Source organism: Neobacillus sp. BP17, from assembly GCF_059579525.1.
This window is the reverse complement of record NZ_CM184198.1, coordinates 2583237-2598826: the sequence shown is the minus strand read 5'-3', so window position 1 is coordinate 2598826 and position 15590 is coordinate 2583237. Positions and strand designations below refer to the sequence as shown.

General features: G+C 40.1%; 17 protein-coding genes, 1 pseudogene and 1 riboswitch. All 18 genes and pseudogenes read right to left on the bottom strand.

Going from position 1 to position 15590, the window contains the following annotated elements; all coding sequences use genetic code 11:
* Positions 1-84: 84 nt before the first annotated feature.
* Positions 85-237, bottom strand: a pseudogene (locus AC4QJR_RS12610) (nitroreductase family protein); the annotation flags it as partial.
* A gap of 236 nt (positions 238-473) precedes the next feature.
* On the bottom strand, positions 474-659 hold the full coding sequence (locus tag AC4QJR_RS12605) for a hypothetical protein (RefSeq protein WP_373561696.1): 186 nt from the start codon (positions 657-659) through the stop codon (positions 474-476).
* A gap of 270 nt (positions 660-929) precedes the next feature.
* Positions 930-1079, bottom strand: a complete 150-nt coding sequence (locus tag AC4QJR_RS12600; RefSeq protein WP_496526396.1) for a hypothetical protein — start codon at positions 1077-1079, stop codon at positions 930-932.
* A gap of 60 nt (positions 1080-1139) precedes the next feature.
* On the bottom strand, positions 1140-2351 hold the full coding sequence (locus AC4QJR_RS12595; RefSeq protein WP_496526395.1) for a Ger(x)C family spore germination protein: 1212 nt from the start codon (positions 2349-2351) through the stop codon (positions 1140-1142).
* Positions 2335-3438, bottom strand: coding sequence for a spore germination protein (locus tag AC4QJR_RS12590; RefSeq protein ID WP_496526394.1), 1104 nt, complete (start codon positions 3436-3438; stop codon positions 2335-2337). Before AC4QJR_RS12590 ends, AC4QJR_RS12595 begins: the two co-directional genes overlap by 17 nt.
* Positions 3439-3465: 27 nt before the next feature.
* A complete protein-coding gene (locus AC4QJR_RS12585) occupies positions 3466-5040 on the bottom strand; it encodes a spore germination protein (RefSeq protein WP_496526393.1) in 1575 nt (524 codons plus the stop codon).
* A gap of 519 nt (positions 5041-5559) precedes the next feature.
* Positions 5560-6327 (bottom strand): TatD family hydrolase, encoded by a 768-nt coding sequence (locus AC4QJR_RS12580; RefSeq protein ID WP_496526392.1) that lies wholly within the window; start codon positions 6325-6327, stop codon positions 5560-5562.
* Positions 6324-7064 carry an ABC transporter ATP-binding protein gene (locus tag AC4QJR_RS12575; RefSeq protein ID WP_496526391.1) on the bottom strand — a complete coding sequence of 247 codons (741 nt, stop codon included), beginning with the start codon at positions 7062-7064 and terminating at the stop codon, positions 6324-6326. Before AC4QJR_RS12575 ends, AC4QJR_RS12580 begins: the two co-directional genes overlap by 4 nt.
* Positions 7061-7828, bottom strand: coding sequence for an ABC transporter permease (locus AC4QJR_RS12570; protein ID WP_098574203.1), 768 nt, complete (start codon positions 7826-7828; stop codon positions 7061-7063). The genes AC4QJR_RS12575 and AC4QJR_RS12570 overlap by 4 nt, the downstream gene beginning before the upstream one ends.
* A complete protein-coding gene (locus AC4QJR_RS12565; RefSeq protein ID WP_098574141.1) occupies positions 7828-8118 on the bottom strand; it encodes a thiamine-binding protein in 291 nt (96 codons plus the stop codon). The genes AC4QJR_RS12570 and AC4QJR_RS12565 overlap by 1 nt, the downstream gene beginning before the upstream one ends.
* Before the next feature lie 13 nt (positions 8119-8131).
* Entirely contained in the window at positions 8132-9127 is a 996-nt protein-coding gene (locus AC4QJR_RS12560; protein WP_098574139.1) for an ABC transporter substrate-binding protein, read from the bottom strand.
* Positions 9128-9273: 146 nt separating this feature from the next.
* Positions 9274-9384: riboswitch (TPP riboswitch) on the bottom strand.
* A 202-nt stretch (positions 9385-9586) separates the two neighbouring features.
* Positions 9587-10042, bottom strand: coding sequence for a hypothetical protein (locus AC4QJR_RS12555; protein WP_496526390.1), 456 nt, complete (start codon positions 10040-10042; stop codon positions 9587-9589).
* A 255-nt stretch (positions 10043-10297) separates the two neighbouring features.
* Complete coding sequence (locus AC4QJR_RS12550) at positions 10298-11602, bottom strand: ATP-binding protein (RefSeq protein ID WP_496526389.1); 1305 nt, start codon at positions 11600-11602, stop codon at positions 10298-10300.
* Positions 11603-11859: 257 nt separating this feature from the next.
* Positions 11860-12660 carry a HoxN/HupN/NixA family nickel/cobalt transporter gene (locus AC4QJR_RS12545; RefSeq protein WP_496526388.1) on the bottom strand — a complete coding sequence of 267 codons (801 nt, stop codon included), beginning with the start codon at positions 12658-12660 and terminating at the stop codon, positions 11860-11862.
* A gap of 71 nt (positions 12661-12731) precedes the next feature.
* Positions 12732-13607, bottom strand: a complete 876-nt coding sequence (locus AC4QJR_RS12540; protein ID WP_496526387.1) for a GHMP family kinase ATP-binding protein — start codon at positions 13605-13607, stop codon at positions 12732-12734.
* A 34-nt stretch (positions 13608-13641) separates the two neighbouring features.
* On the bottom strand, positions 13642-14199 hold the full coding sequence (gene cobO / locus AC4QJR_RS12535; protein WP_496526386.1) for a cob(I)yrinic acid a,c-diamide adenosyltransferase: 558 nt from the start codon (positions 14197-14199) through the stop codon (positions 13642-13644).
* Between the two features lie 15 nt (positions 14200-14214).
* Positions 14215-14784 (bottom strand): nitroreductase family protein, encoded by a 570-nt coding sequence (locus tag AC4QJR_RS12530; protein ID WP_496526385.1) that lies wholly within the window; start codon positions 14782-14784, stop codon positions 14215-14217.
* A 1-nt stretch (position 14785) separates the two neighbouring features.
* A complete protein-coding gene (cobA, locus tag AC4QJR_RS12525; RefSeq protein ID WP_496526384.1) occupies positions 14786-15571 on the bottom strand; it encodes a uroporphyrinogen-III C-methyltransferase in 786 nt (261 codons plus the stop codon).
* Positions 15572-15590: the final 19 nt, after the last annotated feature.

Genomic DNA, 15590 nt, shown 5'->3' with positions numbered 1-15590 from the left:
CAAAAAAGTTCCATGGGGAATGTCAAGAGAAGGCATTTGAACTGTGCAACATGATCAATAAAGGCTTTTACCAAGCCGTTCGTTGAGCATAACTGGCACAAACTGTTCGGAAATTCCGAAAGCTTCTACGAACTTCGCTTTATCGTAACCTCCCATCGGAACAGTGTCGTAACCTTTTGATCGGGCGACAAGCATGAGTTGCATCGAGATAAGGCCTCCATCCGTATATACGATTTGGTGAGCCACTCTTCAGGCGGCAAGAGCCAGCTAAAGGAATTGAAACAAGTGAAGTGAAGTTCTTTGCTGAAAACGAACTGCCTCCTCTGTCAACAGCTAGGAATACAAAAACACAAATTGAACTGGCTTTTAAATACTTAAAAAATCCCTATGAAGCAGTTTATTTTGATTAAGTTTAATTTATAAGGCCCATATTAAAGTTTTTACCTGGACAACTTTTTGTGACCCCTTTTAATTCATGATGTCCCAGAATGTGACCCACTCCAACCACGTTGATCCTGATGAAAACTATGAATCTTATTAATATCCCAACCTATTTCTTCTGTATGGTGTACAATGATGTACATGACATCTTTTAAAGCAATAAGCGGTTGGTTAAATGATAAATTAATATCTTTAATCCATCCCGATTCTACTTTCATGTAGACTTCTCCTCATCATATAAGCTTAATCATGATCCCCGTCTTATCATCTGAGCGAAGATTATTCCTTTTCTCATATTGTTCTAATTCCATAGATTATACTTGTAAACCGTTTGTATGTATTTTTGTAAATGTTTCTTCAATTGAATAATTTGGATGAAAAAAGCCATCTGTTATCATTAATAATGTTTTGATTTCACTGCTATTCAATTGCAAAAAGGGAATCTCAATTCGAGGTATCCCTTCTTAATTTATTAAAGTAAACTTTCCTTATGAGTTATGTTTAGGGTTAGTTTGTTCCTTAAGTCCCTTTTCAGGGAAATCTCCTTCATCCACACGGTCATTTTCCAAATTTTTTCTAACACTTATGTTGTACTTTCCTTCTTGGTATGTATCAACTCTCCATGATTTATCACTCATACAAATATTCCTTTCATAATGGATTTTCCTGGGTGGTATCAGCAAGACTATAAAGTAATCTCACTTTTTGAAGCTTGACGCCCCAGAATCTATAATAGTTAAATTCACTTTGTATTCGATTGGAACTTCACTAAATGTTTGGTCCCAATCTTTTTTGACTTTTTCCCATACTTTAGGATGGTCAATTCTCAATCGATTTCCAAAGCCGGCAAAGTCGACTTGGTACTCCTTTTGCATTTTTTCTCCTACATTATTTACCAATTGATTCACTTCTTCTTCAGCCGCTTTTTCAGCCCTTTTCAAAAATTTTTTTCCGGAATTTTCCTCAGAAACCACCCAATTTTCAGAAATACGCCCTTCTGATTCGATTTTTACATCAAAAGAGATGTTGTTCCCATTAATATGAGGAGTGATTTTGCTTTTCATAGACTTTACCTCGTAAATGATTGGCTGATTTGTCTCTTTATCAAAGTTTTTCACCAAACCGCCTTTTCCCTGTCCAGTCATCCACGTTAAGCCATCCAATTCCTCTTCATTCAAAAAACCAATCAGCTTTTTTGTCTTTCCTGTTATCACGGCAGCTCCTGAAAATTTAACTTCTCCGTTCGTCGAAATTACATTTTGCAAAAGAAAACTAGATCCTGATTGCATCTTTCCCTCTAATTTAGCGAGTGACATAGTGGGCAAAATCCTTGTTGTTCGATCTTCATTATCTGAAATTCCAATCAAACGCAACGCTGGAATTTCTCCTGATTCCTTTGATTCCAGCGTCTCGCTTGCTTGCCCCTTGCTAATGAACACAAGACAGCTTGGTCTAATCTCATTATCACGAAGAAATTGATCAAGTAAATGTTCCAATCTATACTTACGTGCAAGATCCTCACTAATAACGATCACTTTAAGGTGTGGACTGTACATGTGGCGAGTACTTCTCAATGAAAATTCGCGAGTCATTTGATGGATGGAATCTCCGGTTTCAGAAATACTCACGTAAGGGTTTTGTTGCGATTCCCCTCCCTTACTCTCCGAACCTTTTCCTTGTGGTTTAACGAATTGATAAGTTAAGGTTATTTTTCCTGTTTGGTTATATCCCCCTCCTTTTTCCTTTAACTCTTTCTCAATTGTTGACTCTTTTCCTTCATCTAATGCTAAACCTACACTTAAACCTAGATCTTCAATTTCATTACTGCTCCAGCATCCCGTAAGAAACAGGAGTAATAGAACAGAGAGCATACCTTTGAGGGACAGTACATTGTTATGATTTTGCTTCATACTTTCCCACCTTCCATCTTGAAACAATGAGAAGTAGCAACGGTAGTAAACCAAATAAGTAAAACGCGACATTGCCAAGCATATCACCGAGTTTAAATTGGTCATTGATATTTTTCGGCACCATAGAGATAATGTAAATAACAGGAAGTAATCCATACATAAATGGATGAATGTTCTTTTTTAAGAGTTGAGCTAGCCCCAAAGCAGCAGCATAGTAGGTGATGGTAAATGTAGCAAATATTTGCATGATCCATATAACGAGCAACATAGACTCAAACCTTTCAAAGAACAGGCCTTGGATTTCAAAACTTCTTATAAGATCAAGGGAAGGCCAAGTTCTTGTGACCACACCATCGACGGAAAACGCTCCAATTACCATAATGACGGTTATTAAATAAAAGACTAAGGGTATAGCTATTCCGACTACAACAGCTTTTACTGCTTTATGCGGCTGCTTCATAAATGCCGGAAGGAACAACATGATTTCAAAACCTGTAAACGAGAGAGCCGTTGTCTTTACCCCTTTTAACACTGGTATGACCCCCAATCCTAATACTGGACGGAGGTTATCCAGCTCAAATATTCCGAAACTCAAAAAGGCAACTAGCAAAAAAAGAATGACCGTAATAGGGAATATAATTTCAAACAGACGGGCAATCGGATTGATTCCTCCAATGATCAAAAAGAGACCTACCCAAATAAATGACATGGTGGTTGCCCAATTAGGGGTGCCTTCCAGTAAATAAAAGCCTGTTACTTCCACCATTGAACGAACTTGAAACCCAGAAGTTATTAATAAATAACAAACAATAATGAGACTGAGCAGCCCACCTACCCATTTCCCTACGATTTCTCGACTATATTGATAAAAGCTTTTTTCGGGAAACTGTTGGCTTAATTTCACAATGATCACCCCTGCAATCATCGCGATTAGACCGCCTAAAATAACGGAAATCCAAACATCCGGTGTTTTTACCTTATCCACAGATGTCCTGGGCAGAGTGAGGATCCCTGTTCCGAGGATAAAATTGATGACGACAACAGCTGCTTGCGGAGTGGTTATTCGGTCTTTCGGGCTGAGAATCATCTAGGGTTCACTTCCTTTCTAGGTAGGCTATCTTTTACGAACTTGATTTTTTGTCTGCATCATCTTCGGACGAAGTTTCATCATCTGAAGTGGCATGCGAACCATAAAATCTTTCCAGTCACTTAGTCGATAAGGTACAGCAGGACTTGCATAAGGTACGCCAAAACTCTTCAGTTTCACCAAATGACTGCAAAGTAAGAGGAAAAACAGTATGACTCCGAACAATCCAAACAATGCAGCAAAAAACATGGCTACAAAGCGAAGAATACGCAATGGGATCCCTGCATTATAACTCGGAATGGCAAAGGAAGAAATGGCGGTTATTGAAACTACAATAACCATAATATTACTAACAATACCTGCTTGTACGGCTGCTTCACCGATGATCAGTCCGCCAACAATCCCCATCGCTGGGCCAATGGCTTTAGGTAAGCGCAACCCAGCCTCCCGTAAAATTTCGATGGCTACTTCCATAAGGAGTGCTTCTATTAATGCAGGAAAGGGCACACCTTCCCTAGTTTCTATGATTGAAATGGCTAACTCGGTTGGGATCAATCCCTGATGAAACGAGATAAAAGAAATATACAATGAAGGTGCAAACAACGCAACAATGGCTGCTCCAAAACGCAATAGACGGAAGATAGTGCCGGGAATCCATCGTTCATAATAATCTTCCGGCGATTGCAATAGCATACTGAATGTAACTGGAACGATCAAAGCGAAAGGCGTTCCATCTAACAAGATTGCTACTCGTCCTTCCATCAATCCGCTGATTACACGATCGGGACGCTCTGTACTTTGTACTTGAGGAAAGGGACTGAGGTAATTATCTTCGATCAGTTGCTCTACATAGCCTGATTCCGGTACATGATCAATATCGATTTTCTGAATTCTTTTCTTTACCTCTTCAACTAACTCCGGATCAGCAATCTCTTTCATATAGGCGATGACCAATTCTTTTTTTGCGTTTTTACCTACTTGGAATTTTATTAATGATAAGTTCACGTTTTCACCATGGCTTCTCAAAAGGGCGGTATTATCTGTTAAACTTTCAGTGAAACCAACTCGTGGACCTCTGACCAATGCTTCTGATGCCGGCTCTTCAATATTCCGTTTGTTTGCTTTGGTTGTACCAAGTATGAACACATCTGATAATCCATCAATCAATAGGGCGGTTGAACCTGTCAATACTTTTGGTATCAACTCTTTTATATGATGGGCTTCTTTTACATCACTAATGGAAAGAATTTGATTTTTTATAAACTCTTTTGAAATGGTTCCTTTCACATAAGATGGTTCCTGTTTAAATTCGTCGAAAAAATCAATCATCAATGATTTCATAATATGTTTGTCGATGAGATCTTTATCGGAAAGTCCTTCCACAAAAATGATGGCCGCCCGAATACCCGTGCGCCCGATATTAAACTCTCGAATGTGCATATCTGAATTATGACTGATTTCTTGCCTAATAAGGTCCAAATCCAAGGTGAAATCGCCCGTAAAATAACCTGTTAAATTTTCATAAGGCTTATATTCTTCCTTATTTTCACTTTCAATTGCATGTTTTTTTGTTTTTCTGGTCTTTGATCTCCACATTCTCATCACTCTTCCTTTGAAGTACTGATCCAACTAAAAAATCTCGAGATAGAACATGGGATGAAAAACGCAATAAATACTTGCATAAAAACAATCCAGTCTAGAAGATAGGAAACAATATTTTTCCACATATTTATCAACTAATGTCCCCTGCCTACAGCTAGCACAAGGACCATCTTCTGTAAAATATTGTTATCTTATTTATAATAAATTCATCATTTTTCTGATAGCATTATTATTACCTTATATAAGGAAATTAATCGGAATCTACCTGAAACAGATATCCTTCCCTTGTATTAAAATAGCAGCTCTTGTGGTTTTTTTAATAGGATTCGTTTCGTATACCCCTGATTATTATACGAAACCTAGAATAAAAGTTTAATTCACAAGTAATTGATGAGAATTTAAAAAAGAGCCAACCGATAACTAAAACACATTTCTATGTATCACAGATCTTTATGAATCACTTGGTTTTCTGTTCATTATTTCCAAATAAAGAAAGCTGCCAATGTTTGATCGGCAGCTTCAAGTTGTTATGTGGTAAAACCCTTTTGTGTTTTGATGTAAGACATCTGAAACTTCCTCAGCGGAAAGCTTTTTGAGCAGAGCGATTTTCCTTATGGATTCCTCGATCATATTCGGATGGGTCACTTTCCCCGCAAATGGACCTTCAAATGGCCAAGGACCATCGGTTTCAACCATCATAAGCTCGAGAGGATAGACGCTGACAAGCTGCTGGATTTCTTGTTCATACACCACATCCGGGGTAATAGAAATATGATAGCCGTTTCGTATCATACGGTCTATTGTTTTCTGATCCCCTTTAAACCAATGAAAATGCGCTTTGGAAACAGAATATTTTTCGAGAAGGTCACAAACGAGAGGTGCATCATCGTAAACAGCATGAAGAACAATCGGTTTGTCCCATATTTTCGCCTTCCTGATAAACACTTCCAATACTTCAAGATAAGGAGCAATTGAAATCCCCTGCTCTTGCCTTAAGTAGTATGGCAGACCCACCTCTCCTACAGCAATCATTTCGTCACAGTGGTCGTCCATCCAATTGAGCAGCCCGTTCAGCTCGTTTTCAGAAGGCAATGATTGTTCGGGATGGTAGCCAAAAGCAGGTTTTACCTTTTGATATTTTTGTGATAGTAAAAGGTTTCTTTTACTGGAATCCAAATGAAACGATACAGAAATCAAGGCCTCGATTTGGGCAGAATCCAATACCATCCGTTTGATTTCCTCATCCTGATAGTGATCCAAATGGATATGAGCGTCGATCATCTTCATTTGACTTCACCTACTAATTGGTAATATATATCCCTTTTGCATTGAATAAAGCTTTCATCCAGCAGAATCCCTTCGTGCCGCGGCCTATCAAAAGGAACCTCTATATTTGAAACGACCGTTGCTTGCTTACCAGACAGCATCATCACTCGATCGGATAGATACAGTGCTTCCTCAATATTGTGAGTAATAAAAAGAATCGTCCGTCGATGCGATTCCCACATGTCCATTAACCATTTCTGCATTTCAAACCGGGTTAGCTCATCTAAAGCGGAAAAAGGTTCATCAAGACAGATCACCTCTTGCGGGCTCAATAAGGCACGGATAAAAGCAGCTCGCTGCTTCATTCCTCCAGACAGCATGTGAGGATAGGCGTTTTCATAATCTGAGAGTCCGGCAATCGCCAGCATTTCTCGTGCTGCTTTTACGTCTTTTTTACCATGAAGCTCTTGGCCAAGAAGGACATTTTCAAGAATTGTCCTCCACGGGAAAAGAGAAGAAGTCTGAGGCATATAGCTAATAAAACCACGCTTGCCATTAATGCACTGGCCGTCTAATAGGATCTCCCCTTCATCTGGCGAAAGAATTCCTCCAATTAAATTGAAAATGGTGCTTTTTCCACTGCCTGAAGGACCAATAATAGAAACAAATTCATCTTTATTAATGGAAAAATCAAGGTCTTTCAGTACTTCATTTTGCCGGAAACGTTTCGAAACGTGTTGAAAACGAAGATAGCTCATTTTTTCTTATCCCCTTTCGGCTGCCAGCGAACCACTCTTTGTTCTATAAAAACGATGAAAAAGAAAAAAAAGAGGCTTAAGAACATGATCGTAAAAATGGCAACGAATACCCGATCCGTTCGAAAAGACGACGAGGCGAATGTCATAAAGACACCAATCCCTTGCTTGGCACCAAGCCATTCAGAAATAACGGCACCCATTACACTATACGTGGCAGAAACCTTAAAGCCTGAAAAAATCGAGGGCAGTGATGACGGCAGCTCCAATTTCCAAAAAAGCTGTGTTTTGGTTGCACCTGCCATTTTCATATAATGCTTCAACTCGGAAGGGGTTTGGCTAAATCCATCCAAAGCAGCGACTGTAATCGGAAAGAAACAAACAAGCGTGATGACAATCATTTTGGGCAATAATCCAAACCCAAACCAAATGACCAACAGTGGAGCCAGAACGATAATGGGAACATTTTGCGATAAAATCAACAATGGATAGAAAGAATCCCTTAAAACAGGCACCAGATGGAATAAAATAGCGACCGCCAGTCCAATGAATGCTCCAACGACAAATCCAAATAGTGAAATTTTAACCGTTGAAAACACATCAGGATAAAAATCACGCCAACCGGCAATGGCCTCAATGAAAATCTTTGATGGCGGCGGAAGAAGCCATTCCGGCACTTCTGCTATTTTAACAACAATCTCCCAAATGACAAACAAAAGGAGGAGAACCAAAATCGGTCTCCACCCTTTTCCAAGATTCTTCTTCATCATCGATATTTCTCCGTTAAGTCATCCATGGCAATGCCAGATGGCTGATAAAGGATTTTCACTTGAGAAATGACATTTTTGCTTCCCATTTCAATCATTCGTTCATTCATTTTTGAAATCACCGTAAATAATTCGTGGAGTTCGCCTTCCATGGTTGTTTCTAACGGGTGTACCTCATATTTCACACCAGATTCAGCAATGACTTTAATCGCTTCATCGACGTATGGAATGACGTCTTCTCCATCCTTTGTTTTCGGGATGATTTGAATGCTGATTAATGAATTCGCCATATTTTTCTACCCCCTACTGTTTTGGTAAAAATTCATTTGTAAATGCTTTTTTCGCATCTAATTTCTTATCTAGAAGTTTATTCTCATACATCCATTGGGCATAATTTTCCCAAATCTCTTGCTTTTGAATTCCCCATTCCTTTGCATCATCCTGATATTTCGGAGACAACCATTCTTGACTCTTCTTTACCAGCTTTGGATCTAAATCCGGTGCTGCTTTAATCAGGATATCTGCAGCTTGATCAGGGTTTTTAATGGCAAATTCATACCCCTTGGCAGCGGCATTTACGAATGCCTTAACCGTTTCTGGGTTCTCTTCAATCATCTTTTCGTTTGTTTCTAAAACAGGTGTATAGTAGTCCAGTTTGTCAGAGTAATCTGTTAAGTAAACCATATTAATTTTTTCATTACGAAGCTCTGCTTCTACACCAGTCCACCCATAGTAAATCCAAGCGAAATCGATGTCTCGTTTCACAGCCGTAAAAAAGTCGGTATCCCCCATGTTCACGATTTTCACCTTATTGGCATCAGCGTTTTCCTTTTTCATTAGAGAAGTGATGACAGATTTTTCGACTGGCGATCCCCATCCACCGTATGTTTTTCCTTCAAAATCCTTCGGAGATTGAATCTGTTTGCCAGCTGGTGAAGCGAATCCTGATGTATTGTGCTGAATCACTGCAGCGATCGATACGAGCGGTACCCCTTGTATCCGTGCCTGGGTAATCGCTTCTTGGTAACCTACACCAAACTGCGCCTTGCCAGAAGCGACTAGTTGGTCAGCACCAGTCTCACCCGGCATGATAATATCCACATCCAAGCCTTCTTTTTTAAAGAATCCTTTTTCTTTTGCTACATATAATCCAGTATGATTGGTATTTGGCGTCCAATCCAGTACAACCGAGACCTTTTTAAGCGGCTGTTTTTTTTCTTTTGTGTTTTCTGTTTCTTTTTTGCTGCTGCATCCAGTCACTAGAAGGACTGAAAGGAGTAGTACTAGCCATTTCTTCATGTTGTATCCCTCCATATGTAAAATAAAATCTAAAGTGAAACAAATGAAATAGAGCGAAACCTTAGTGTTGGTTAGAAGGCAAAAACTTGCTTAAACAAAATAAAGCACTCAGGCAAAGAACCTGAGTGCATATCAGCAAACAATTAATTGTTTAAGAATATGTTCCCTCCGCCGGTATCAACCAGATCAGGTTCCAAGGGTCATAAGTCTCACGGACTAAATCTCAACCGGCAACACCGGTTCCCCCACATTTCATCGTATTTCAGTTATTATTTTACTATTATATCAGTCAAGGCAGTCAATGCCAACTTATTTAATGTATTTTGCTTCTTTACAGCTGCCTTCCCTTTCCCGTATACATATGAACCTACTTCAATTTGGCAATGGCCTGTATCCAATCCTTACAACTAATACAAAAAAGATGCCCCATTCCAATGGAACATCTTTTTCTATTGAACCTTATCCTATTTGCTCCTCTGTCCCTGTTTCTTCAGAAGTCACATCCTCAATGGAAACAAACTCCTCCGACATTGGACGAAGTTTCTTGGATCCTACTAAGAAATAGTAGACAATCGCCACACCAAAAATCGTCAGAATCACACCTGCCAAAGGCAGCTCCACTCCAAACAATGGAATCGCTGCTAAAACACCGGACCAGCCATGACTAAAAGCCATATCATTAAATATATTGGATGATTGAACATGAGGTAAACCGGCCACGTAATAAATTGAGAGACCGATTAGTGCCAATACCGTTGCCACTAACTCAATGATAGCGGCACCTTTTACACCGATGAGGTTGACCAAAATAAATAAAATAAACATTCCGACCGTTGCATAAATGGCATTAATACTTGGGATTAAGAAATCGATATCCGAGCCAACAGAAACCGCAATCGCTGGAGGGGCAAACACGAATTCCAGTAAACAGCTAAACCAGTTATAAAGCCCAAATTGTTTAATATTACAACCACAAATTAGAAATGACTAATTTCTAGCCAAAAGCAAGAACAAAAAAGCACACGTTATTTCCTATACTCCACTCTAAAGAGGGGTTGCCGCTGCAACCCCAATTTTAATTTCTTATATCTAATATTTTAATAGGAAATACTTATTAACGAATTCTAACCTTGCGAAATCCATCAACTACAATCATAGCTATCGTTTTCATCAATCGTTAAATTTATACTCTCCATGTAGTTTGTCAGTTTTAATGGCGATTATATTTTTACAATTATGGAGAGGGAACCGAATGGTAAACGTGGTTCCTTTTCCTTTTTGGCTCTGGACGGTGATTTTTCCATGAAGCGAGTCAATAATGCGATAGCTCACCATGAGTCCTATGCCGGTTCCTTTTTCTTTCAGGGAATAAAATGGTTGTCCAAGACGTTTCACTTCGTCTTCATTCATCCCCACTCCCTCATCTTGGATTTGGATCATCACGTGCTGTGACTCCTGTTTCACGCAAATGGAAACCGCACCACCTTGAGGCATCGCTTCGATGCTATTTTTGATGATATTGAGGAAGGCTTGTTTCATTTTTGGGGGATGACCCAATATTGCACACTTTTGCTCCGGAAGTCGGACGTCTATGCTTACTTTTCGTTCTAAAGCATAGGAGTAGAGAATCTTGACGACTGTTTGTATTTTTTTGCAAACATCGACGGACTCTTTCGTATCCGCTTCTGGCTTGGCAAGCGAAAGATATTCAGTAATGACGTCATTCGTTCGATCCACTTCTTCTATACAAATTTGAACATACCTTTTATACGTATCTGAAATTGGCGATTCTAGAAGTAACTGGAGAAATCCTCGATTGGTCTGCATGGGATTTCGAACTTCATGAGCAAAGGAACTGGCCAATTCTCCGAGTATCTTATATTTTTCCGCCTGTTGAGCTTCCAGGTGTAACTGGGCATTTTCCCTTAGGGTTTCAATCAAAAAGACGGTTACTATGGTGGCAACACATATCGCTAAAATTTCCTGAAGTGTGTGGTTAAAAAAATCCATCTCTTGAAAATCCACGAGGATGAAGATCAAGGACATCCCCGATGTTATCATCCAAGCCAGTTTCATTCGACCTGCTCGATCCTGTTGGATGAAACGTGGATATGCTAAAAAAAACATGGGTAAGAAGAAAAGGACTTCGTATGCCGTTGAATAAAAACCTGCCCCCCCGAAATACCAACGATACAACAATAAAATGATCGTGAGAACAATACCTGTTGCGTATCCACCTCCATAAAATATACCTATCATAAGAGCTACAAACCGCAGGTCATTTCGCTCGTTTACATCCGAATAGATCGGAAAGGACATGCACAATAATAATGTAATCGTTGCCAAGAAACTGAAAATTAATTTTTGACGTTTCGTTTCGATGAATTGATGATGATTGGTTAAATACATAGAATAAAAAAAGACAGGGATCAAAATAATCATTACTTGTAAGAGTAAGTTTTTAGTATGTTCCATACAGTTTACCTCATTGTTAAGATCATTCAAGTATAAAAGAAAACCGAATATAAAAACAGAAGAAAAAAATGGGTCTTGGTGCAAAAAACTCAAATCAATCGCTATTAATCTCTAATGCTTGGACATACTGATACTATGACTCTAAAAGGGTGTGATCAGTAAACGAACTCCACTCATCTGGATGATGACTTATGCCATTGCGGCTCCTTACAAGATAAAAGAGCTCTGACACAATAAAATTGTCAGAGCTTTTATAATTAATTAGTAGTATTTATTTCATAATTCTGTTTCTTAGAGTAAACACTTATAAAGATAAATGATGCGAGTAAGAAAATGAAAAGAATGGCCCCCACGATTTCGAAATCTAGTTCTGCCCAAGGGTTAAAGAAAGTAAATGCCAGATAGAAGGAAACCCCGTATGCCAAAACGACAATCACCCAACCCATTATTCTTGACGCAGCTTGACCGATTTTGCTGGACTGGTTCACCATTTTATAAACAATCATCGAATCAATTGTATCTGTAATCATCATGCCAAACATAAAAACTAGCCCTAAAAATATAGGGGTATATTGACTTGCATTTCCTGCCGCCAAAGACCAGACGGCGGTTTGACTTACTGTCTCGGCAGCCAAGGCAAACAAAGCACCTACTAAAATAATAAGAAAAGGATTTGTAGTCCCCTTCGCAATTTTTGGAATAAACTTTCCCTTTAGTCCGCTCAGTTGAAACTCTTCGTGATTGTTTCTAGTGCGTAACAGATTATACGTATTTAACGTTCCAATAAGGAATAAAGAAATTATCGACACCCATGATGCAAAATTATCAAAAAAAGATGGGAATGAAAAATTCTCTATCACCATTCCTAAAATACCTGCTGTTAATGCTACCATTCCTCCGTGACCCAATGAAAATAATGTCCCCACCCAAGGTGCAAACGAACTGCCCATTCTCCAATTATAACGGGTTTGTCCATCAATAAAGGCAAGATGATCAGCATCCAACCCATGCCGAAGCCCCAATACAAAAACAAGTAAAAACAGTGATACAGTTTCCATTTAAATAATTCCTCCCTTTTATAAACAGTTGCAACATAAAAAATCAATTGAAATCAAACTTTGCAAGTCTTTCAAATTATTATCTTTTCCCTGCTTTCATAATGAAATAAATTTATAGGAACACCTTTGAAAGCGAGTGACATTTCCCTAAATAAATGTGAAACCACCTCATCACCGTTTGGAAGATTTCCATCTAGTAAAATTCCCGCGACCGTTCCACTGTGGGCGACAACGATTCCGCCCTGATAGCGATGGGCCAGCTGATCTAATAGAGGAAAAACAGGTTTTGGCAAAATTTTTTGATTCACCCGTGCACTGAGGGTTGCTGCCTCCCCAATATAAGTAAAAATTTTTTCCTTAAACCCTTTTGTTACCAGATCATACGCTTTAATAAATTGCTGTTGATCATCCTGGCTGTACTCTTTCGGAAATTCATTAAATTCAATTGTGTTGATCATACCCCCAATGTCGATACCAACGAGGATGAATGGTGGTAAGGCCCCAAAGCTTTCAATCAGCTGACCGTGAATATAGTCATAGACCACGACTTCCTCATACATTACCCCATCGGTAGGTTCCACTTTTGCGGCAATCATCGAGATTATTTCATTTGTGAGCGGAAGACTATAGCTTTCAGCAATTGCTCTTAATGCAGCAACAATATCTGCTGAACTGCTGGCCAAACCTTTACCAACTGGGATATTAGAGCGTATCTCGAGAACCCCGCCGCCCTTTACGCCAAACAGTTGGAGTAACCATTCCCCTGCTCTTTGAGCTTTCACTTTTGAGTCTGCCACTCTTATCCCGTAAGTGATTGGATCTGGAATAAACCTAGCCTCACTTCTTAAACTCGGTATCGGCAGGGTGATTAAATAAGGGCGATCACCAATGATTCCTTGGACCAATTCTCCAAATGTTCCATTGCAGCTTCCTTTTCCTAGTTTCATATAATTAGACTTCCGAGGCCTTCAATGTAGACCATTAAAACTCAATCCCCTTCACGGCAGGAATTCCTTCATTATAATAGTGCTTAACGGGTTTCATTTCGGTTACTAAATCCGCGCATTCGATGATCTCTTCTTTGGCTGACCGTCCGGTGATGATCAGATGCATCCCCTTGGGGCGCTGCTGAATCAACTCCAATACTTCTGTCAACGGAAGGACATCGTCAATCGGAAAATTATCAATCGCGAGTGCATTATTCAGTTCATCTATAATGACAACATCGTAACCGCCAAACTGTACCTTTTCTTTCGTAAATGCCCACGCTGTTTTTAGGGCTTCCCGATGTTCCTCCGGTGTTTTCGTCCACGTAAAGCCGACACCTGTCTGCACGATTTCAATCCCCAATTTCTCGAACGTAATTTTTTCTCCATACGTTCGATCAGGTGATTTAATAAATTGAATAATGAGCACCCGTTTTCCCCGGCCGGCGGCACGGACAGCGAGCCCTAAGGCTGCCGTCGTTTTCCCTTTTCCATCACCGGTGTAAACCAATGTAAGACCTCTCTTTGCTTTGCTTGCTGTTACCTCTTCCATTCGCTTCACTCCTCGTTACAGCCAGACTGTTTTTTCTTCAAAGGATGTCCGAACCGGCAATTTCGCCTTTTTTAATACTTCTGGATCAGGATAACCGATAAACAAATTTCCGATAATTTTCTTGTTTTCTGGTGATCCAATAAACTCAACCATTCGTTGGTCGCGAACAAGTCCGACGCCCCTTGTCCGCCAGACCAGCCCTAATCCCAATTCTTTGGCGGCAAGCCACATTGAATGGATTGCGCAGCATACGGCATATTCATTATCAGCAGATGCCTCTTCATCTCCTGGAACGATGTCGGCTGTAACGACAATATGAACCGGTGTGATTTTCAGTACCTTCAAGGAGCTTTCAATTAAATTTGGTTTGGTTGGAAAGCGTTCCTGTAAATACTCATTGGCCAAGGCCTCATACCGTTTTTTTGCTTCGCCTTTAATCACATAGAAGCTCCACGGTTCCCGCATCCGGTCATTCGGTGCCCATGTCGCAGCTTCTAATAAGTTGTGAATCTTTTCATCTTCGACCTCTCGCGCCGCATAATCACGGATCGCTCTTCGATTTTTGATTTCCGCTATAATCGACATCTTAGTCCCTCCCATTTCCAACTATTTGTTTTTCTTCTGCTTCTTGATACCAGCGTAATTTCTCGCGCAGGCCGACCACATCGCCCACGAGAACAATCGCCGGATGAGTAATCCCGGCTTCAAGGAGCCGGACTTCGATATCCTTTAAACTTCCGGTCACCGTTTTCTGCTTGGCCGTCGTCCCCCATTGGATAATAGCGGCTTTCGTATCAGGACTCTTTCCGTTCTCGATTAATCTCGAAACAATATAGGGTAAATTCCCAATTCCCATATAAAAGGCAATCGTATCGATTCCTTGAGCGAGGGCTGGCCAATTTAATTGATCCTCATCCTTTTCCGCTCGGCTGTGGCCAGTGACAATCGCGAAAGAGGAGGCATAATCGCGGTGGGTCACCGGAATTCCGGCATAAGCAGGCGCTGCAATACCGGCTGTAATCCCCGGCACCATTTCATAGCGGACCCCATGTTCGGCGAGAATTTCCGCTTCTTCACCGACACGGCCGAAAATGCAGGGGTCGCCTCCTTTTAATCTGGTAACAGTCTTGCCCTGACTGGCTTTTTCAATTAACAGCTCGTGAATTTGATCTTGAATGATCTGATGTCTTCCTGGCTGTTTGCCGCAAAATATCAGCTCTGCCTCCGACTTTGCATATTTCAACAGTTCCTCATTTACTAAGCGGTCATATAAAATCACATCCGCCTCTTGGATACACTCCATCCCGTAAACCGTGATAAGCTTAGGGTCTCCCGGTCCAGCACCAACAAGAAACACTTTTCCATTTGTCATCTTCTCGCTCCTTTCCTAC